This is a genomic window from Pedobacter paludisoli (assembly GCF_052344095.1).
Lineage (GTDB): Bacteria > Bacteroidota > Bacteroidia > Sphingobacteriales > Sphingobacteriaceae > Pedobacter.
Map to the genome: position 1 here is coordinate 3031711 of NZ_CP179926.1, position 20055 is coordinate 3051765.

Annotated in this window: 18 protein-coding genes and 1 pseudogene; 8 read left to right on the forward strand and 11 right to left on the reverse strand. The window is 34.7% G+C overall.

Going from position 1 to position 20055, the window contains the following annotated elements; translation table 11 throughout:
- Positions 1-5 precede the first annotated feature (5 nt).
- The gene (locus ACJVDK_RS12335; protein WP_443936966.1) at positions 6-602 is read left to right on the forward strand and encodes a hypothetical protein; all 597 of its coding nucleotides are present in this window, start codon (positions 6-8) and stop codon (positions 600-602) included.
- Between the two features lies 1 nt (position 603).
- On the opposite strand, the gene ACJVDK_RS12340 is transcribed toward ACJVDK_RS12335, so the two are convergent.
- The 10 genes from ACJVDK_RS12340 to ACJVDK_RS12385 form a co-directional block, all read right to left on the reverse strand.
- Positions 604-1545 (reverse strand): nucleotide-diphospho-sugar transferase, encoded by a 942-nt coding sequence (locus ACJVDK_RS12340; RefSeq protein WP_443936967.1) that lies wholly within the window; start codon positions 1543-1545, stop codon positions 604-606.
- Positions 1526-2635 carry a glycosyltransferase family 4 protein gene (locus ACJVDK_RS12345; protein WP_443936968.1) on the reverse strand — a complete coding sequence of 370 codons (1110 nt, stop codon included), beginning with the start codon at positions 2633-2635 and terminating at the stop codon, positions 1526-1528. The genes ACJVDK_RS12340 and ACJVDK_RS12345 overlap by 20 nt, the downstream gene beginning before the upstream one ends.
- Before the next feature lie 12 nt (positions 2636-2647).
- Positions 2648-3466: a glycosyltransferase family 2 protein gene (locus ACJVDK_RS12350; RefSeq protein WP_443936969.1), complete on the reverse strand. Its 819-nt coding sequence runs from the start codon at positions 3464-3466 to the stop codon at positions 2648-2650.
- Positions 3467-3475: 9 nt separating this feature from the next.
- On the reverse strand, positions 3476-4663 hold the full coding sequence (locus ACJVDK_RS12355) for a glycosyltransferase (RefSeq protein WP_443936970.1): 1188 nt from the start codon (positions 4661-4663) through the stop codon (positions 3476-3478).
- Between the two features lie 56 nt (positions 4664-4719).
- Entirely contained in the window at positions 4720-5607 is an 888-nt protein-coding gene (locus ACJVDK_RS12360) for a glycosyltransferase family 2 protein (RefSeq protein WP_443936971.1), read from the reverse strand.
- Complete coding sequence (locus ACJVDK_RS12365; RefSeq protein WP_443936972.1) at positions 5607-6407, reverse strand: hypothetical protein; 801 nt, start codon at positions 6405-6407, stop codon at positions 5607-5609. The genes ACJVDK_RS12360 and ACJVDK_RS12365 overlap by 1 nt, the downstream gene beginning before the upstream one ends.
- Positions 6408-6409: 2 nt before the next feature.
- Positions 6410-8230 (reverse strand): ABC transporter ATP-binding protein, encoded by a 1821-nt coding sequence (locus tag ACJVDK_RS12370; RefSeq protein WP_443936973.1) that lies wholly within the window; start codon positions 8228-8230, stop codon positions 6410-6412.
- Positions 8231-8351: 121 nt separating this feature from the next.
- Positions 8352-9338 carry a glycosyltransferase family 2 protein gene (locus ACJVDK_RS12375; protein ID WP_443936974.1) on the reverse strand — a complete coding sequence of 329 codons (987 nt, stop codon included), beginning with the start codon at positions 9336-9338 and terminating at the stop codon, positions 8352-8354.
- Positions 9339-10217, reverse strand: a complete 879-nt coding sequence (locus tag ACJVDK_RS12380; RefSeq protein WP_443936975.1) for a glycosyltransferase family 2 protein — start codon at positions 10215-10217, stop codon at positions 9339-9341.
- A gap of 73 nt (positions 10218-10290) precedes the next feature.
- Entirely contained in the window at positions 10291-10947 is a 657-nt protein-coding gene (locus tag ACJVDK_RS12385; protein WP_443936976.1) for a glycosyltransferase family 32 protein, read from the reverse strand.
- 112 nt (positions 10948-11059) lie between these two features.
- Here ACJVDK_RS12385 and meaB point away from each other — a divergent pair, with 112 nt between their 5' ends.
- Complete coding sequence (gene meaB / locus ACJVDK_RS12390; protein WP_443936977.1) at positions 11060-11956, forward strand: methylmalonyl Co-A mutase-associated GTPase MeaB; 897 nt, start codon at positions 11060-11062, stop codon at positions 11954-11956.
- A gap of 5 nt (positions 11957-11961) precedes the next feature.
- Here meaB and ACJVDK_RS12395 read toward each other — a convergent pair whose 3' ends face one another.
- Positions 11962-13251 (reverse strand): aminopeptidase P family protein, encoded by a 1290-nt coding sequence (locus ACJVDK_RS12395; RefSeq protein WP_443936978.1) that lies wholly within the window; start codon positions 13249-13251, stop codon positions 11962-11964.
- Between the two features lie 171 nt (positions 13252-13422).
- On the opposite strand from ACJVDK_RS12395, the gene ACJVDK_RS12400 reads away from it, so the two are divergent.
- The 6 genes and pseudogenes from ACJVDK_RS12400 to ACJVDK_RS12425 all read left to right on the forward strand — a co-directional run bounded on the left by ACJVDK_RS12400 (position 13423) and on the right by ACJVDK_RS12425 (position 19811).
- The gene (locus tag ACJVDK_RS12400; protein ID WP_443936979.1) at positions 13423-14778 is read left to right on the forward strand and encodes an OmpA family protein; all 1356 of its coding nucleotides are present in this window, start codon (positions 13423-13425) and stop codon (positions 14776-14778) included.
- A gap of 65 nt (positions 14779-14843) precedes the next feature.
- Positions 14844-14987, forward strand: a pseudogene (locus tag ACJVDK_RS12405) (DUF6728 family protein); the annotation flags it as partial.
- Positions 14988-15005: 18 nt separating this feature from the next.
- On the forward strand, positions 15006-15386 hold the full coding sequence (locus ACJVDK_RS12410; RefSeq protein ID WP_443936980.1) for a RidA family protein: 381 nt from the start codon (positions 15006-15008) through the stop codon (positions 15384-15386).
- Positions 15387-15388: 2 nt separating this feature from the next.
- Positions 15389-16291 (forward strand): EamA family transporter, encoded by a 903-nt coding sequence (locus tag ACJVDK_RS12415; protein WP_443936981.1) that lies wholly within the window; start codon positions 15389-15391, stop codon positions 16289-16291.
- A gap of 5 nt (positions 16292-16296) precedes the next feature.
- Positions 16297-18402 carry an ATP-dependent DNA helicase RecG gene (gene recG / locus ACJVDK_RS12420; protein WP_443936982.1) on the forward strand — a complete coding sequence of 702 codons (2106 nt, stop codon included), beginning with the start codon at positions 16297-16299 and terminating at the stop codon, positions 18400-18402.
- Between the two features lie 89 nt (positions 18403-18491).
- Complete coding sequence (locus ACJVDK_RS12425; RefSeq protein WP_443936983.1) at positions 18492-19811, forward strand: MFS transporter; 1320 nt, start codon at positions 18492-18494, stop codon at positions 19809-19811.
- Positions 19812-20055: the final 244 nt, after the last annotated feature.

Sequence of the window (20055 nt, forward strand, 5' to 3'; positions counted from 1 at the left end):
CAACAATGATACATCTTATAATAACTACAGCAAACATACAAGAAAATTATGCGCTACGTAAAGAACAATACTTAAAGTCTATTAATCAGGCTCTAAAATTTAATTATTTACTTGATAGTTATACTATCCTTGAATGTAGCTCCTATCATGAAGATTATCTTAACTCATACAATACGTATTATAGTAAAATTGGAAATAAATTTCCTGAAAAGGGATTAAATGAAATGCAGCATCTAAAAAGCTTTATCGAGCAGTCTTCAATTAATTCAACTGATACTATTATTAAGCTAACAGGAAGATATTTATTAGAGGATAGTACCTTCATTAATAAAGTAATATTATTAACTGATTTTTATGACAGTTTCTTTAAAGATGATTCAGATATTTATGAGGGTAAAGGCTATCATACATTTTTATACGCCATGAAGAAAAACCGGTTTTTAGAAACCATCAATTCTTTAAATTTTTCTAAAACAAACCTAGACCCTATTGAATGGGGTGTGAAAGATTTCTTAAAAAATAAAAATAGAAACTATCTTTTAAAGAGGTTGGGTATTATAGCAATTCAAGGAACGTATGGAGAAAAAGTATTTAATGCATAAATTACTTAGCTGATAATTTACTTTTTAACCAACGTTTTATTTTTCTTCTTAACAAATTATATTTTTTCCATCTAATTTCTAAACTAAAATCTCTGTTAAAAACAGCATAATCTGCATCCTTTTCAGGTAAAATATAAAGTGGATGCATTAATGTGCCTATAGCCTCAAAAGGTAAGTTAGCATATGGGCTGTTTGAACTGGTTGTATGAGTGCCGTCTGTTCTAAAACCAATATTACTAATAAGATTTCCATTAGGATTAATGCTTAATCCATTGTTAAAATAATTTATCAATGCCATCTGATAATCCCAGGTATCAATTTTCCCATTTTTCAGATTTGTAAAAATTCTTTTCCAATCTTCATTAACAAACCTATCTGTAAAAATATTATCAAAGTGAACGTAAGCTTCATCTTCGGTATAGAGTGAAAGCTCTTTGTCATAATCCTTCCATACCCTCTTCCAACTTGCCCAACCCCAAACATGCGTTTGATTAGCGAAATAATAGCTGCTATTCCCCCATTTCTTACCTAACTGATGATCACTTCCAGCAATGTGTCTTATCCTTGTATCGAAGCGATATTTTTCAAGCAATTCATCGCAAAAGCTAAAAAATTCTACCGCAGGTAAACAATCATCTTCTAAAATTATTCCCTCGTCTTCTTGCTCAAAAAACCAACCTATTGCCGATGATACAGCTTCCTTGCATCCGTGATTTTTGTCTCGATATAACGTTATTAACTCACAGGGCCAGTCTACTTTTATACTATCTCTTGTTTCTTTACATAGAAGAAAATCAGATTCATAGCTATCACGTGGCCCATCGGCGGCAACGTATAATTTAGTTGGCTTAACCTCTCTAATCGCTTCAAAAACTCTTGAAGTGATGTCTGGTCGATTAAAAACAAGAAATAATATTGAAGATTTAACTTGATACATACTCATAATTAGCAAATTTACGATAAACATTAATCGTACTACTTACAGATTTCTCAATTGAGAAAAAATTTAACCTCAATTTACCTTTCAAACGTAAATCATCCGCTAATGATTCATCATTTATTATTTTTTCAAGCTGAATACGCATAGATTCAACACTATTTGGGTCAAAATAAAGTGCTGCATTACCGCAAACCTCCTCAAAACAACTTGTATTACTTGCTACAACTGGACAATCGTAATAAAATGCTTCTAGCAAGGGTAAACCAAATCCCTCATAAAGGGAAGGAAAGACGAATGCAATTGCATTTCTATATAAAGAAAGTAAGATCTCATCATTTACACTTTTTTGTATAACCTGATGTTGAACACCACTTTCTATTAAAAACATCATTTCTTTCCCCGAAAAAGCACCTCCTCCAGCACAAAAAACAATTAAATTCTTGTTTTTAATTAAGCTTGGGGTTACTGCTTTTATAAAATTATTAAAGTTCTTATACAGTCCACGTTCTCCAACGAACAATAGGTATTGCTCTTCTACAATTACGACATCTTGCTTACGGGCGGCAAAAGGCTGAAACCCATGGTGAATTACTGTTATTTTATTCTCTGGAATATCAAAGTACTCCAAAATATCATTCTTGGTGGCATGTGAAATTGCTATAATATGATCTGCATTTTCAATGCAGATTTTCTTATGTGAGGCAAGTACATCGTCTGCACTATAATAATGAGGAAACCTCTCATGAATCATATCATGAACTGTAATAACAAATGGCTTTTTAAGATATTTCAAAAAATAAGGTTCATAGTATGTCGGATGAAAAACATCGAAATTATTTTTACGAATTTTGTACTTAGAAAACTTTTTATTCCACTTATAAATTTTTTTCTGAGTTTTAAATAGTAATTTACCAATAGCTTCTCCAAAAAAACCAGGATTATCTTTTATATAGTGATTTTGGCTATACAATACACTTATTGATGACTGTTCTTTACTTGATTGCTTTAACCCATAAAATATGTTAGCGAAATAACGTGAAATTCCTCCAAAGCGTTGTAGTGAGAAAATCTGATGATCAAATAATACCTTCATATTTAGAGAATTTTAATATTGTTTAGGTAAGAACACAAGTATAAAATTCATAAAAGCTTTTAATAATTTATAGGCCAATTTATATTCTCTTATGTAAAAATACTGCCTAATTCTCTTTGATTTTAACTCTTTAATACTTGCATAATCATCAACAAATAACGCAAAATGCTGGGAAATGACCGCATTTCTCTCTTGATGCATTAGTTTATGATTTTCTAATATAGAGGATATCCCTTGAGTATCGTAATTACAAATAGTTTGATTAACGTGTTTATAAACAACATTTTCCTTACAGATAGTATAAATAAAGAACTCCCAATCCGACACTATTTTATAATTCTCATTGTAATAAAAAAAATCTTCAAACAAACTACGTTTTATAAAACTTGCTTGGTGCGAAAGGCTATGCTCCATAAAATAACTAAAAGAAAGCTTATCTGGATATGTCCTGATAACCTCTCCTGTGTTTTCCTGGTAAGCTGCATCACCATACACGATAGAGTTTATATCATTTAACTCAGGACTGATTTTTTCAAGAGTGTGATCATTAAACAATGAGTCGCCACTATTTAAAAACAACAAATAACTTCCTTTGGAAGCTTTTATTCCCTTATTCATTGCATGATAAACACCATTGTCTGATTCTATAACAGCATAATTAAACAATGAAAATTCACTACGAATAATTTCTTCACTTCCATCGGTACTACCCCCATCTATTATTATAAATTCAAAATCCTTTATGGTTTGCCTTTTAACACTATCTATAGTCTTTAATAAACCCTGTCTATTATTATAATTTACAGTAATAATGGAAATTTTATCAGCCATGGTTACAGATTAATCTAGCTCTAATTCTTCAAGTAATCCCTTTAACTTTTGTAAAACGGAAGTCGGAGCATAATTTATAATTGATGAATAAGCATTTTCCTTGATTCTAGTCCAAAGTTCACTATCTTCATACAAATTTATAATCTGTCTAGCAAAATCAATTGTATCATCCCCCAATAAAACATTTTTATCGTGAATTAAGTCCATTCCTTCCACACCAATAGTTGTAGATACAATTGGCAGTCCTAATTCTAAGCTTTGCCCTATTTTACCTTTCATACCAGCTCCATATCGTAATGGTGCAACGAAAACTCTTGCATTCAAAAAATAAGGGTCTACATTTTCTAAAAAGCCGGGGACATACACATCCGGCCCTACCAATGCCTTAACCTCAGTTGTAGGAAAGCTACCTAGTAAGTGGATAGGAACACGGCCTAATTTATCCCAAACAATTGGCATAATGTCTTGAATTAACCATTTTACTGCATCAACATTCGGTTCATGCTTATATCCACCTATAAATACAATTCCTTTTCTTTCAATAAAAGGAGTTTCAATCTTAGGAACATTTAAAGCATGGATATTTGGTATAACATATACATTTTTTATACCTTCATTTTCAAGTAAAGTCTTTTCTGAATTGGTTACTGTTAAAGTTACATCTGCATTCTCTGCCAACATAAGTTCAATTTTTTTAAACTTCTGTGCTTTTTTCACCAACCTTTCATTTTTTTCATTCTCTGCTTGTCTAAGCATTCTAACAAAATGCAAATCAACTGTATCGAAAATAATTTTTATTTTTCTATTTGCCTTTAGTAACTTTCTAAATTTAATGTTTAGCATGGGCCTAGAAATCCAGGCATAATCAACTTTCCCTCTGATGCTTTTTAAAATGTGAGTATTATTTTTTGAACCTTCTTCATTTAATAAAACATCAATCCCTAACCCAATAAGCTCACTATAATAAGGCTCTACTTTTTTTCCATCACTCGGAAAAAATACAACATTCAGATTCAATTGTTTGAATAGCTTTAAAAGTTCAAAAAGTCTTCTAGAACCTGAAGATTTATCATATTGAGGTAGGTCATCATCTATGATCAAAATTGTTTTCTTTTCTGTATCTAGGAATTTTAAATCGACACCTAAGGCCTTTGTATTAACAACCCAAGATTTGATTTTCGACAAAATAGCATTCATTAGTTGGCTTTTATTAATAGCAAAAATATGATATTTATCTATACAGCAGAGAAATGCTATTGTGAAGACTCTCTATAGATTAATTTAATTCTTGCAACAAGTGACTTTTTCCTTATAAAAAAAAGAGTTCTCATATTAATCATTAATTTACAAAAGAGATTAAATGAGAATTTTTTGGTGTTTAATTCCTTATAACATACTAATAAGGAACTTATTATTTTCTTGTCTGAAATTGATGTTAAGGGATGATTCAAAAAAAAGGTTAAATCTTGGATTCGTTTTTTTTTTGCATCTGTCTTATCCTTTCCTGTTGAACTTTCAGGATGCTTTCGATGCAAGACAAGTTTGTCAATTATGAAATTCAACCTTCCTGTGCATGCCGCAGTATATGCAAGTATCCAATCATAATATAAATTATTATCAAATGGAGGAGTTATATCCAAAAGTTCCCTTCTTAACAAAACGGTATGTCCGGATACGCAATTGAAATAAAGTAAATTTTCAGCACAATAGCCCTTTACAAAGCGATGATGTGAACTTGTACTTTTTCCTGTTTTTCCTCCTTTTTTATCAATATATTCAGAATCGTGATATAATAGTAAGTCACTTCCAATATTTGTAATCATTTTAGAAATTTTATTAGGAAGCCAAATATCGTCTTGATCTGCAATCGAAATAAAATCACCACTGCATAAACTCATAGCCTTATTAAAATTACTATTAAAGCCCAAATTTGATTCATTAAAATGAAGTTTGATTTGGGGAAATCTTTCTTTAAAGGATTTTAATATATTTTGGGTTCCATCTTTAGAGGCATCATCAACAATCACTATTTCAAGAAATGGATAGTCTTGACTTAGTATTGACTTAAGTTGTTCACTCAAATACCTTTCGCCGTTGTAGGTGCATAAAGCAATCGAAATCAAATTTATTTTTGACTCCATTATTTTCTCCGTTTTTTTAATCCATTCCACATTCTAACAAAAAACAATGAGATTGGGTTCCCTAATAATTTATCAATAAATGATCCGGCTAAATGAAATACGGTAGAGTTTGTTTGTATCCATCTTGGCCTAAAAAAATGATTGTATTTTTTTATGAATTCTTTACGGAGGATATAAAATGAGGCGTCTTTACTTCCACGACTTTTATGCGTTAAGTTAAAAGGAATTACATAAGATGAAAATCCATTTAACTCTGCTTGCAAAACTAAATCTGTAGCATACAGATGGAAACCTTTTAAATTATTGGACACTTTTAACTGCGCTTCGTTTTTAATAAGTAAAAAGTTCTCATCCAAAGCAGATACTTTTAAAGGAAAGTTACCCTTGTTCATAAATGTACCATTGGGGTACGAAATATGATATACAATATGATTTGGCCCAGGTGCACCTGCGTTTCCACAAACTCCCCAAGTACTATCTATACCATTTAATTCTGTAATGCATGATTTTAGCTCTTTATAGCCATCCTTATTAACTAAAACATCCTGATGGCAGATAATTAAATATTTGCCTTTTGCTTGTCTTAAGAATAGGTTTATAGCTTCAAAAGCATCAAAATGATTGCTTTGGGTATTATCAGCGAACAAAAATTCGCACTTTTCTTTTGTAAAGCCTTTTGAATTAAACGACTGAAGCATTTCTTCATATTCGTCTTTTCGGGTAACTAAAGTACAAACTGAAAATTCAAATGAATACTCCAGACGGCTAATTGGTTGGGCTATAGTTAAGAAATTATCCATGCTTAATCATTAAAAGCCTGCATATCGATTAAACGCTTATAAAGCCCATTTTGGCTAAGTAATTCAGTATGGCTTCCATTTTCAACTACTTGTCCCTTATCAATCACCACAATTTTATCCGCATGCTGTATCGTGCTCAATCGATGAGCAATTACAATTGAAGTACGATTTTTCATCAAGTTATTTAAAGCTTCCTGTACCAGTTTTTCCGATTCTGTATCCAAGGCTGAAGTCGCTTCATCTAACAACATAATCGGCGGATTGGCCAAAACCGCACGTGCAATACATACACGTTGTTTTTGACCACCGGATAACTTATTCCCTCGATCACCAACGGTCGATTGATATCCGTTTTCAGTATTTAAAATAAACTCATGCGCATTAGCAATTTTAGCTGCAGCAATTACCTCCTCCTCTGTTGCATCGGGTTTTGCAAAGGCAATGTTGTTAAAGATTGTATCATTAAACAGAAAAGACTCTTGATTTACCGTCCCCATTTGGGCACGAATACTTTCAACCGTAAGGTCTTTGTAATCGATGCCATCCATCAGAATGCTTCCTGTTTTTGGGTCATGAAAGCGAGGAATTAAATCCATCAAGGTACTTTTTCCTCCTCCTGAAGGACCAACCAAAGCTACCGTTTCTCCTTTTTTTACCTCGAGATTAATATTCTTTAATACTTGTTTATCACCATAAAAGAAGGAAACATTATTGAACATTAATGATTGATCAAAATTTGATAGTGTTTTGGCATTAGGGGTATTTATTAATTCTGGTTTTGTGTCAATTAAATCCAATACACGTTCTCCGGCAGCTATTCCTGAGTGTATTCCACTAAAAGAATCTGTTAATGCTTTAATTGGTTGCATTACTTGTGAAAATGTGGCTAGGTAAACGACAAAATCAGCAGCTCCTAAATCGCCTTTGCCGCTTAAAATTAAAGTCCCTCCATATAAAAGAATAAAAACCACAACAAGAACGCCCAAAGTTTGTGAAACAGGCGAAGCTAGCTGCTGTCTTCTTGCCATTTTTCTGTTCAAGTAAGAATAGAATTTATTTTCTTCACCAAATTTTTTCTTCGTATTTTCCGTTGCGTTGAACGCTTTTATAATTTTAATTCCGCCCAAAGACTCATCTAAAAAACCTATCATCTTGGCGAAAGATTCATGCGATTGCGCTGCTTGCTGCCTTAAACGTTTAACAATTTTACTAATGATGAAACCCGATATCGGAATTACAAGCAATGAAAACAAAGTAAGTTTAACGGATATAGAAAGTAAAACACCCACAAAAAAAAGCAGCTGTAAAGGTTCTTTAAAAACTACCTGTAGTGTATTAGTCACGGTAAACTGAACCACTTGCACATCAGAAGCTACCTTTGAAATGATGTCGCCTTTACGTTCGTTATTAAAATAACCAACATGTAAATTCATTACATTATCAAATACCGTTCTTCTCATGTTCAAAAGAGTATGAACACGCAAATCTTCCATAAAACGCTGAGAAAAATAGCGAAAAAAATTTGAAAGGAATACAGTAGCAACGATTACTATACAAATAATTTGAAGAGCATAAACTTTATCATGTAAAATTAGCGCATCCATGTAATTATTAAATCGCTCCAAAACATCGAAAGAGCTGGCTTCCTTTTCTGAACTGATTGATGTAACAGCTTTACCAAGAAATAAGGCCTGCATTAAAGGCCCTAAAAGGGTAAATAGAAAGGTATTAAAAATAATAGCAAAAAGTGTTGCAATAACATACGGTATAGCAAACTTCTCTATCGGTTTAGCAAAAGATAATAAACGAAAATAAGTTTTCATTTTCTATGTATAATAAGGTACCTATTAAACTTTATACCTATGAAGTAAAAATCTTAAAATTACTCAAATGTACGGTTTTCGGGGGAATCTGAATGGTATTGAGGATAGAGCCTAATTAAAATTACAATCGCTTAATTTTTTTATTTTCTATCGATTTATTAATTAACTGAATAATATCGCAAATGGTTAATGTTGATTGGTATTTTTGTTTAAGCATTTTTAGCTTTTCTTCACTCGCTAAAATAGCTTCCTTTTGCATTTTATATGCCTCAAAGCTCTCCATTACCCAAAATTTCCCAACGATTAATTTAGGTAAAAGCTCTGTAAAAAATCGTTGCAAAGGCCATAATACTCTTCTAATTCCATGTAAATGGATGTGCTGAAAAATATATCTATTTCGATAATATATTTTCTTTATAAAAGTTGCCTTAATTTGTGTTTTTGTACTCCCACTAATGTGATGATAACAAGTTGCTTGATGTTCATAATAGCATTTCCATCCAACTTGCCATGCTCGAATACTTAAATCAAAGTCTTCATAACTAAAGGGCGAATAAATTTCATCAAAGCCGCCAAGTTCTTTAAGCTTTTTTGCATCTACTAATGCATTAGCCCCAGAAAGATAAGCCGTATAAACCTCCTCATCCACCGAGTTCTCACTGTAATAGAACTTGTTCGCGGTTATTCTACATCCACTGTAACCTAATAATCGAGCAGCATCTTCGATTTTGCTTTGGTCGAAACTCATAATTTTCGACATTACGCCAAAAGTATCAGCACGCTCAAAATATTTCCATTGATGCTCAAAATAATTGGGTGTTAATTTAACATCGGAGTTGAGTAATAAGATTAGCTCGTATTGCGATTCTCGAATACCGTGATTACAAGTATAAGAAAACCCTCTATTTTGATCGTTTATAAGGAGCTTTACTTTTGAATAATTCGTCTTTATAAATTTGATACTGTCATCTTTCGAGCCATCATCAACAATAATTACTTCGAACAAAGTATTTGCTTTTTCTGCTGCTTCAAAAACTGAAGGTAAATACTTTTCTAGCAGATTCTTGCCGTTATAGTTAGGAATTATAATTGAAACGCTCTTCTGCATTTACTTAACAATTTTATAATTTCGGTACTCAAACAAACGAGCACCTGTTAAATCTTCTATTTTTTGCAGTATTCTTCTTCTAAAATTCATTTTTGAAGGGAGCGTCGTTAAATCTTCCTCAAACTTCCAATTAGCAGATGCAATACGTGCTTGCATTACTTTTGGATGCTTCCCATTAAAGTGCACCAATCGATCCGCATTATGCATATCAAATGTGTTTTGCACTGGAAAATTTTGCTCTATCCAGGCTTCTGTTTGATAAAATTTGTTAAAATTTCTAACTTTTCCTTGCAATCCTTTTGGTGGCTTAACCCATCCGTAATGATAAATATAAGCGTCTATTAATTTAACCCTTAGCTTTCGATCATTAATCCGAAAACCTTGTGCATCACGATAGGAATGAACTCCAGGTAAATTTTTAATTATCCTCACTTCGCGACGGTACCATCTCCTCGATTCGGCCAAATAATCGTATGATGCATAAAAATGTTTGTATTTTAACAACAAAGCTTCAACATTTTCATTGTTTAGCTCTTGCAGCATTTCTTGCTTAATTAAGGGCAAATAGTCTTCGTGGATTGCTTCATCACCTTGAATATAAATCATCCAATCGGTATCGGCCGAAATAGCTGCCAAAGCCTTATTGGTTTCATCAGCAAAAACAACTCCACCTTCTTTTAAATCATCATTCCAAACTGTATTAACAATTTTTATTTTAGCAGGATCGATGCTTTTTATCAAATCAGCCGTTTCATCTGTCGAATTTCCAAGTGCAACAACGAAGTCATCACACAGAGGCAAAACAGATAGAATTGCTTCTTTCACCGGATAATCATTCTCTATTGCATTTCTTATAAAGGTAAAACCGGTAACTCTCATTTTTTCATTTCAAAGTCACAAAGATATATTAATTGTGTAAGAAGCCTAATTTAAGGAACAAGTATTCAAAAAATTATAACGCAAGCAGAACAGGATTTGTTTGCTGAACGTTGCGCCAGTGACTGCCATTTTTGTTCAACAAAACCTTAGCCAAAGGATAACGAAACTTCATATTTCCGTTATAATCAACTCCTAATAATCTGTGTGGTATGTTTGGGTTGTTTTTAATGCAGTTTTCAATTGCTTCAGAATACACAAAAGGGCCAGTCATTTTATGTACATCGTGCGGAAATTTATTCGACTCAATATTTTCACATATCAGTTCAAGTGTTTTTTCCAAGAAAGGATGACCGGGTTCATACACCAATCCCCATTGAACATACATATCTGGATTACGCTCTTTTGAAATAACAGCCACATCCTCCGGATGGATAAAGTTACTTAATTTCCCTTTAATGGCACTATCAATATCTAAATACACCCCACCTTGCTTATATAAAACGGCATACCGAAAAAAATCAGCTTTGGCTGCGCCAATGTTTATTTTTTTGTACAACTGATACGTTTCGTTGTTAAATTCATTTCTTATGAATTCATCTACCCGTGCATCATCATAAAACTCATATTTATATTCTGGGTTTTTTTTACAAAATCTTTTTATCTGCCAACGGGTGATCCAAGGCAGTTGTTTCGTTTTGTATGTTTGATGAATTATTTTTGGGATGGCCATAATTACAAAAACTTTAACCTATAATTTATCGGCAAAGTTCATAAAAAGCTAAGACTAATTCATCCTTTGTAAGTTTAATTTTACCATTTAAAATAGTTTCTTTGTATACAAAATGGAAGATATTACAACTCTTTTAAGCAAAATTAAACTTGGAAACTTTAGCTCCTTGGCGAGAGCATTGAGCTTGGTAGAGAATAATATCGATTCCAACAAACAAATTTTAAGAAACTTAACCACCACCAATCCACCTCCCGTTATTGGTATTACGGGTCCTCCGGGTGCTGGAAAAAGCACGCTGGTTAATGGTCTTATCTCCAGTTTTACTAACAAAAACATGCGCGTAGCGATTCTGGCTATCGACCCTACCTCGCCCTTTAATTTTGGTTCATTACTGGGAGATCGCATACGGATGAGTAAACAGTTTAACAATCCAAATGTATATATCCGATCTGTAGCAAGCAGGGGTGCTTTAGGCGGAATCTCTGCAAAAACCATTGAAATGACCGATTTATTGAAAGCGTCTAATTTTGATTTAATTTTAGTAGAAACGGTCGGGGTTGGACAGTCGGAAGTTGAAATTGCAGGTTTAGCCGACAAAACAATTGTTGTTCTGGTTCCCGAATCCGGTGATGAAATTCAAAACATAAAGTCTGGTTTAATGGAAATTGCAGATTGTTTTGTGCTGAACAAAGCTGACCGAGAAGGAGCAGATGCTTTTGCCAACAACCTTGAAAAAATGGTTCATGATAATGTTAAAGCTACTCCTATTTTTAAAACCATTGCCGATAAAGAAGAAGGTATTGACGCAGTTTATGAATGGATTCTGCAACCCTCCCAAAACACCGAACGAAAAGAAATTCTCTTCGCAGAAAAAGCATGGAGGCTTATTCAGGAACACAAAATGCAAAGCATCGATAAAACAAAGCTTCGCACTCAAATATGCGAAGCTTTGCAAGATAAAAACTTTAATCTTTATCGTTTTGTAGCTAATTTTCTAAAAGAAGAATAGCTTTATTAACTGTTCATAATATCTTCAATTTCTTCAGCTTCTAATGGAATATCGGCCATTAAATCTAAATTTCCTGTTGGAGTAATTAGGATATTATTTTCTAAACGAATACCTAAACCTTCTTCAGGAATATAAATACCCGGTTCAACTGTTAAAATATTACCTACCGCAAAAGGCGTATATCTTCCAGCAAAATCGTGTACATCTATGCCTAAATGGTGCGATGTTCCATGCATAAAATATTTCTTATAAGCCGGCATATTTGGGTTTTGATTTTTTATTTCTTCAGCCGTTAATAGTCCGAGATTTACTAGCTCCTGCTCCATGATTTTTCCCACTTCCTCATGGTAGGTATTCCATACAGTTCCATCTACAAGTAGTTTAGTTGCCTGTTTCATAACCGATAAAACCGCATTGTACACAGCCCGTTGTCTTGGGGTAAAACGACCACTTACGGGTATAGAGCGACTCATATCTGCATTATAATTTGCATATTCTGCCCCAAAATCGAACAAAATCACATCCCCATCTTTACACACCTGATTATTATCATTGTAATGCAAAATATTTGCGTTATGTCCTGATGCAATAATTGGGGTATATGCATGCCCCGTGCCTCCCTGACGAATAAATTCGTGTATAATTTCAGCTTCAATCTCATATTCCTTTACACCGGGTTTGGTAAATTTCAATACGCGAACAAAGGCATCACGTGTAATTCCACATGCTTTTTTGGTTAATTCAACCTCAATTTCAGACTTAATTGGCCGCAAAGCACGCATGATAGGAGCTGATCTTTCATAATGATGAAGCGGATACCTGGCCTTCATTTGATCGATAAAACGAATCTCACGATATGGAACTGTATGGGCATACCGATCATTTTCATTTGTATTTAAATAAATTGAATCTGCATAATGTACAATGCTATGTAAAATTGAATCAAAATCCTCTAGCCAAAAGATACTTGAGATTCCTGATGCTTGTTTCGCCTGTTCTTTTGTATATTTATAGCCTTCCCATACCTTTATATAGTCATTCGTCTGTCTTAAAAACAGGACTTCTTTGTACAACGGATTAGGACAATCGGGGAAGAGAAGCAAAATAGATTGTTCTTGGTCTATACCCGATAAATAAAACAAATCTGGATTTTGCTTAAAAATAAAATTCTGATCACCACTTCTCGGAAATTCATCGCTAGACTGAAAAATAGCTAACGAATTGCTTTTTAGATGTTTAATAAAGTTTTTCCTATTTAAAATGAAGAGCGACTGATTAATTGTTGGGTATTTCATATATACACTATTTTACGCTTATGTTGGCCCAAATGTAAGAAAATCATTAATCATGGAGAACTTTGGAACGGAGTTTGTATAAAAGTTTGAAAATTTAAAATTTTGTTTAATTTTGCTTTAACTAAAAAATTAATCAATTAATTTGTTTAACCCTTAAAAAAGAAAAAGATTATGAATTATTCTACTTTAAAGAAAAGTGTTGCGCTTTCTTTAGTGGCATTAACAGGAGTAGCTACTCTTGCTGTCGCTCAGGACGCTCCGGCAACAACTTCTTCAGCCAAGGTATTTGGTGGAAGACATCAGTACAGAACGTGGTCAATTGGTATTAACGGTGGTGTTTTAGCTCCTGTTATTGCAATTGGTGGTTCTGACGATTTTAACAAATGGGATGCTAATTTAGGTTACGGTTTAAACATCCGTAAACAATTAAGCCACTCTTTCGGTTTAGAATTAAACGGTATGCGTGGTAAAGTTTCTGGTTCTAACGATCCTGCTGTAGGTGGTGCAACTGCTGCTAAAGAATTCGAAACTCAATTACAGTATGCTGTTGATTTACGTGGTGTTGTAAACATCGGTTCAATCGACTTCTTACGTCGCGAAAATTCAGTTGGTTTCTTCCTTACTGCGGGTGCTGGTTACATGGCTTATGCTCCAAAAGTAACAATGAACAACGGTTCAGTTCTTGACTGGAAAGGTAAAGCTGTAGGTCCTGCTTCTGACAGACACGATGCTAAAGATTACGTAAAAGGTTATTATATTCCAGTTGGTGCTGGTATCAAATTCAAAGTTTCTGAGCGTGTTAACTTTAACTTAGGTTACACGATGAACTTTGTTGATGCTGATAACTTAGATGGAGTTTATGCTAAAGGTACTACTAAAGATAAATTCTCTTACGGTTATGCTGGTTTAGAATTCTCTTTAGGTTCTTCTGCTAAACCTAGCTTAGAATGGACTAACCCATTAGCTACTATGTATGATGAGTTAAAAGATCCTTCATTAAAAGCTGACGTTGAAGCTTTAAAAGCTCGCGTTGCTGCTGTTGAATCTTCAGTTGATGCATTGAAAAAAGATACTGACGGTGACGGTGTTGCTGATCAATTCGACAAATGCCCAGGAACTCCTGCTGGTACCGCTGTTGATGGTTCAGGTTGTCCTCTACCTAAAGTAGCTGCTGCTGCTCCAGTTGAAGCTTCAAGCGTTACTGGTTTCGAGAAAATCGGTTTCGATTTCAACTCTTCAGTATTAAAAACTGATTCTTACCCAACTTTAGATAAATTATCTTCAGTGTTACGTGAAAACGGTGGTAAAGTAACTGTAACTGGTTATGCTTCTAGCGAAGGTACTGCTGCATATAACACTAAATTATCAAAAGACAGAGCTAACTCTGTAAAAACTTATTTAGTAAACTCTGGCGTTAACGCTAGTCAAGTTGCTACTAAAGGTTTAGGCGAAGCTAATCCAATTGCTTCTAACGATACTGAAGAAGGTCGTATCCAAAACCGTCGTGTTGAAACTACTAGAAACTAGTATTTCAATATAAAAGTTAAAAAAAGGGGTTCGTTCATTCGAACCCCTTTTTTTTATTTCATACATTTGGGTATATGTATTTCTTCAGAAAAAAAGATTCAAATAGGCCAAATAATATAAACCTAAAAATCATGCATTTTATTAATGCATTGGCTATTACTATTTTTCTATTCGGTTTAATTTATAAGCTAATTCAGTGGCTTGCATGATAATCACCAGTAAACTTTATGAAACAAATTATTAATACAACAAATGCTCCGGCACCTATTGGCCCGTACAACCAAGCTGTAAAAGCGGGTAACTTTTTATTCGTATCAGGACAAGTAGCTATTAATCCAGAAAACGGGGCACTTATTCTCGATTCTATCGAAGAAGAAACGCATCAGGTAATGAGAAATCTTAAAGCAATCCTCTTAGAAGCAGATCTTACTTTTGACAACGTGGTAAAATCAACCATCTTTTTAAGTGATATGGGAACCTTTGCTCAGGTAAATGAGATTTACGGAAGTTATTTCACATCTGATTTCCCGGCACGAGAAACCGTTCAAGTATCCGTGTTACCTAAAAATGTAAACGTAGAAATCTCTGTAATAGCGATAACCGAATAATATTGACAACCAATAAAAGTAACTATTTTTTAGCAGGCATTGTTCCCTACATTATCTGGGGAACAATGTCTATTCCTTTACGCAACATTAAGTATTTTCTCCCACAGGAAATTTTATATTATCGAATTTTACTATCCATTGTACTTGTTTGGAGTACTATTTTTCTATTTAGAAGAAAAGCCTTAAAAAAAGATTTTTCCTATCTAAAAACACTTGATACAAAGCAAAAAACAAAGCTATTTCTTTTAACCATTGCTGCAGCATTTTTAATTACCGGTAATTGGTTTACATACATATCAGCAGTAAACAATGTAAGCTTAAAATCCGCTGCTTTTGCGTACATGGTTTGTCCCTTGTTAACCGCACTTTGCGGCTTTATTATTTTAAAAGAGCAGCTTAGCAGGGCAAAAATCATTGCACTCTTAATTGCCTTTATAAGCATTGCATTATTAGCCACAGGATCATTTTACGAAGTAATCTGGGCAATCTTAATTGCAGCGTTTTACGCCTTCTATGTGATTATTTTAAAAGTTATTAAAGATGTAGATAAATTCAATTTCTTAGGTGTACAGCTTATTCTATCCGGAATATTCATGTTGCCTATGTATTTTAGCAACGCTGCTCCTTTCCCAACAGACGGTTATTTTTGGAGTCATATTTTTCTTATTGCCACCGTTTTTACGATTATCCCTTTATTTTTAAACTCCTATGCTTTACTAGGCATGCCCTCATCGGCTTTGGGTATATTGATTTATTTAAACCCTATTGTTGCTTTTGCTGTTGCATTTTTCTATTTTAATGAGAAAATCGATTTGCATCAGCTTTTCGCCTATTTGCTTTTGCTCTTATCGATCGTTTTTTTTAACTTACAATTGCTCAAAAGCATTGTTTACAAGAAGCAATAATTACCTTGTTTAATTCTATCTTAAATACACCTGTTGAGTTTATTAAAGGCGTTGGCCCAACCAAAGCTGATGTTTTAAAAAAAGATCTTCAGATATTTACCTATCTGGATTTGCTTCAACATTACCCTTTTAGATACATAGATCGAACACAATACGTCAAAATAAATCAGCTCAATCCAAACGCTCCCTATGTTCAAATCATTGGTCGGGTAATAAGTAAAAAAACGATTGGCGATAAACGGGCAAAACGTATTGTGGCCGTTTTTAAAGACGATACCGGAACAATGGAACTGGTTTGGTTTCAAAGCTTAAAATGGGTGGATCAAAATATTATGGTAGGAATGGCCTATGTTGTATTTGGCAAGCCTACATTGTTTAGTCATACTTTTAGTATTTCTCATCCTGAAATAGAACTATACAAGAATCAACCGACTGCAAGAGGGAATCTAACCTTACAGCCCGTTTATAACTCCACAGAGAAATTAAAAAAATTTAATTTAGATTCTAAAGGAATTCAACGATTAGTAGCAGGCCTTTTGGATCAGGTTGCAGCCCAAATACCCGAAACATTGCCCGCATACCTATTGGATAAATACCAGCTTCCGGCCAAAAATCGAGCCTGTTTAAATATCCATTTCCCCAAAACGCAGCAGGAATTAAACGCTGCCGAAAGACGATTAAAGTTCGAAGAACTATTCTTTATTCAACTTCAATTGTTAAATAATAAACAATTACGGCAACAAAAATTTAAAGGCGTTCTGTTCAGTACCGTTGGCGACAAAGTAAATCGGTTTTACAACGAGCTCTTACCATTCCAATTAACAAACGCTCAAAAAAGAGTCATCAAAGAAATTAGAATCGACACGCAACGGGGTGTTCAAATGAACCGATTGGTACAAGGGGACGTTGGTAGTGGAAAAACCGCAGTGGCCTTAATGAGTATGCTGCTTGCTAACGATAACGGTTATCAAGCCTGTATGATGGCTCCAACAGAAATTTTGGCTAGACAGCATTTTGCTTCCATTGTTTCTTTGGTGCCTAACAATTTTGTAAAAGTTGCCATACTAACGGGAAACACCAGGAAGAAAGAGCGTGCGCTTTTACACCAACAATTAGAAAATGGCGAAATTGACATCTTAATTGGCACCCATGCGCTCATTGAAGATAAGGTACAATTCAAAAATTTGGGCTTAGTTGTTATTGATGAACAACACCGCTTTGGTGTGGAACAACGGGCAAAACTGTGGCGAAAAAACATCATACCGCCACATATTTTGGTTATGACTGCCACACCTATTCCGCGAACGTTGGCTATGACGCTTTATGGAGATTTGGATGTTTCTATTATTGATGAATTGCCTGCCGGAAGAAAACCCATTGAAACCCGCCATTTATTCGAAAGCCAACGCTTACGCATGTTTGGCTTTATGAAACAGGAAATTGCCAAAGGCAGGCAAGTGTACATTGTTTATCCACTCATTAAAGAGAGCGAAAAACTCGACCTCATGCACCTCGAGGCCGGAATTGAGCAATTAAGCTATCAATTTCAAAGACCTAATTATCAAATAAGCATTGTACACGGTAAAATGGCAAATGCCGACAAGCAATTTGAAATGCAACAGTTTATTGAAGGCAAAAGTCAAATTATGGTTGCCACAACCGTAATTGAAGTAGGTGTAAATGTACCGAATGCTTCTGTAATGGTTATCGAAAATGCGGAACGTTTTGGATTATCGCAATTACACCAATTAAGAGGCCGTGTGGGCCGTGGTGCAGAACAATCGTTCTGTATTCTAATGAGTGGCAATAAATTAAGTAGAGAGGGAAAAATCAGACTCGAAACCATGGTTAAAACCAACAATGGTTTCGAAATTTCAGAAATTGATTTAGAATTACGAGGCCCCGGTGATATTACCGGCACTCAACAAAGCGGTGTATTGGATTTGAAACTGGCCGATTTAGCTACCGATCAGAAAATACTGCATGAAGCGCGCAACACGGTCATTGAGATTTTTGCAGATGACCCAAATTTAAGCAAACCCCAAAACGAGCTTTTAAAAGCGTATTTACAAAAAACCGAACAAGGAATTTCCTTCGATAAAATCTCTTAATCTAATCTGCGTGTCAGTATTTTAGTCAAAATTAATTGTGTTTATTTTTTTACGTTTCAAAATGTAGATTTGTAAACAAATAACTTCCAGTGACAGATTCAGATTCCAATCCCACAATCGCCAAACCCGATCCTTATGCATCGCTAAGGTACTCAGAATTTCGTTCCTATTTAGGCATGCGCTTCTTCTTCACCTTTGCCTATCAAATGCAAGCGGTAGTGTTAGGCATATACATTTATCATATAACTAAAGACCCACTAGCGTTGGGTTTTGTTGGTTTGTGCGAAGCCATCCCGGCAATAGGCATTGCCCTTTACGGTGGCTACGTTGCCGATAAAAGTGAAAAACGAGGCTTACTACTAAAAATATTTAGCGGGGTATTTTTATGTACCATCATTATGTTTTTCGTAACCCTTCCACAATTTAATTTACACCAGTACAGCATCATTTTTACCCTGTTTAACTTTAAGGTAAACTTAATTGCACTGATCATGTATTTCCTCATTTTTGGTGTGGGTATTGCACGGGGCTTCTTTGGTCCGGCTACATTTTCACTAATGGCGCAAATTCTACCAAAAGACCTTTATCCAAATGCCTCCACATGGAGCAGTTCAAGCTGGCAGTTAGCTTCTATTTTAGGCCCTGCATCTGGAGGTTTAATATACGGCTTCTTTGGTATCACAGTAACCTATGCCGTTATTATTTCCTTCATATTTGTTTCCTTAGTTTGCATTTTCTTTTTAAAAGTTCATCCTCCGCAATTTGTGCCTAAAGAGAACATCAAAGAAAGTTTACTTAAAGGAATTAACTTTGTGTTTAAAACAAAAATGATGGTTTGGGCCATGAGCCTCGATTTATTCTCGGTATTTTTTGGTGGTGCGGTGGCCATTCTTCCGGTATTTGCCAACGATATTTTAAAAGTAGGGGCCGAAGGCTTAGGGATTATGCGTGCCACGGTTTCAGCCGGTTCAGTACTTACCATGCTTGCCATGACCCGTTTTTCGCCTATGAACAAACCTTGGCGCAACTTACTCATAGCCGTAACCGGTTTCGGTATCAGCATTATTTGCTGGAGCTTATCAACCAATTTTTACTTAACACTATTCTTTTTATTTTTAGAAGGCTCGTTCGATAGTGTGAGTGTAATCATCCGCTCAACTATTATGCAACTACTAACTCCTGATGAAATGCGCGGAAGAGTATCGGCCGTAAATAGCATGTTCATTGGTTCATCAAACGAAATTGGGGCATTTGAATCGGGTTTAACCGCCAAACTCATGCGTACGGTCCCGTCAGTAGTATTTGGTGGCAGCATGACATTGGCCATTGCGGGAATCACCTGGTTAAAAACCAAATCGCTCACCAAATTAAGTTTGCAAGACATCAACAATTACACCCCTGATAATTAATTTTTTCGAAAAGCAGGGCTTGTGTTCCATCGGAAATGCAAGCCCTGCTTTTCGTTTCAAGTCCTCTCCCGATGAAAAATCGGGATGTGGGCTTTCCTCTGCAATCAGGTTTGAGATGGCAAAGCTAGACGCCTCGATTAGCGAACTATACAGGAAACCCTCCAAAATATTTACTGCTACAAGCCCCCTAAACCTGATGGAAACGAACACAAAGCCCTTTTCGGGCGAATAAAGTGTACAGCAG

What these genes read in the sequence shown, in the direction of transcription:
- ACJVDK_RS12360 (WP_443936971.1), bottom strand. Translation starts at nt 5,607, where the DNA reads ATGGAGTCAAAAATAAATTTGATTTCGATTGCTTTATGCACCTACAAC.
- ACJVDK_RS12400 (WP_443936979.1), top strand. Translation starts at nt 13,423, where the DNA reads ATGAATTATTCTACTTTAAAGAAAAGTGTTGCGCTTTCTTTAGTGGCA.
- ACJVDK_RS12335 (WP_443936966.1), top strand. Translation starts at nt 6, where the DNA reads ATGATACATCTTATAATAACTACAGCAAACATACAAGAAAATTATGCG.
- ACJVDK_RS12350 (WP_443936969.1), bottom strand. Translation starts at nt 3,466, where the DNA reads ATGGCTGATAAAATTTCCATTATTACTGTAAATTATAATAATAGACAG.
- ACJVDK_RS12410 (WP_443936980.1), top strand. Translation starts at nt 15,006, where the DNA reads ATGAAACAAATTATTAATACAACAAATGCTCCGGCACCTATTGGCCCG.
- meaB (WP_443936977.1), top strand. Translation starts at nt 11,060, where the DNA reads ATGGAAGATATTACAACTCTTTTAAGCAAAATTAAACTTGGAAACTTT.
- ACJVDK_RS12340 (WP_443936967.1), bottom strand. Translation starts at nt 1,545, where the DNA reads ATGAGTATGTATCAAGTTAAATCTTCAATATTATTTCTTGTTTTTAAT.
- ACJVDK_RS12365 (WP_443936972.1), bottom strand. Translation starts at nt 6,407, where the DNA reads ATGGATAATTTCTTAACTATAGCCCAACCAATTAGCCGTCTGGAGTAT.
- ACJVDK_RS12355 (WP_443936970.1), bottom strand. Translation starts at nt 4,663, where the DNA reads ATGAATGCTATTTTGTCGAAAATCAAATCTTGGGTTGTTAATACAAAG.
- ACJVDK_RS12375 (WP_443936974.1), bottom strand. Translation starts at nt 9,338, where the DNA reads ATGCAGAAGAGCGTTTCAATTATAATTCCTAACTATAACGGCAAGAAT.
- ACJVDK_RS12395 (WP_443936978.1), bottom strand. Translation starts at nt 13,251, where the DNA reads ATGAAATACCCAACAATTAATCAGTCGCTCTTCATTTTAAATAGGAAA.
- ACJVDK_RS12345 (WP_443936968.1), bottom strand. Translation starts at nt 2,635, where the DNA reads ATGAAGGTATTATTTGATCATCAGATTTTCTCACTACAACGCTTTGGA.
- ACJVDK_RS12370 (WP_443936973.1), bottom strand. Translation starts at nt 8,230, where the DNA reads ATGAAAACTTATTTTCGTTTATTATCTTTTGCTAAACCGATAGAGAAG.
- ACJVDK_RS12385 (WP_443936976.1), bottom strand. Translation starts at nt 10,947, where the DNA reads ATGGCCATCCCAAAAATAATTCATCAAACATACAAAACGAAACAACTG.
- ACJVDK_RS12380 (WP_443936975.1), bottom strand. Translation starts at nt 10,217, where the DNA reads ATGAGAGTTACCGGTTTTACCTTTATAAGAAATGCAATAGAGAATGAT.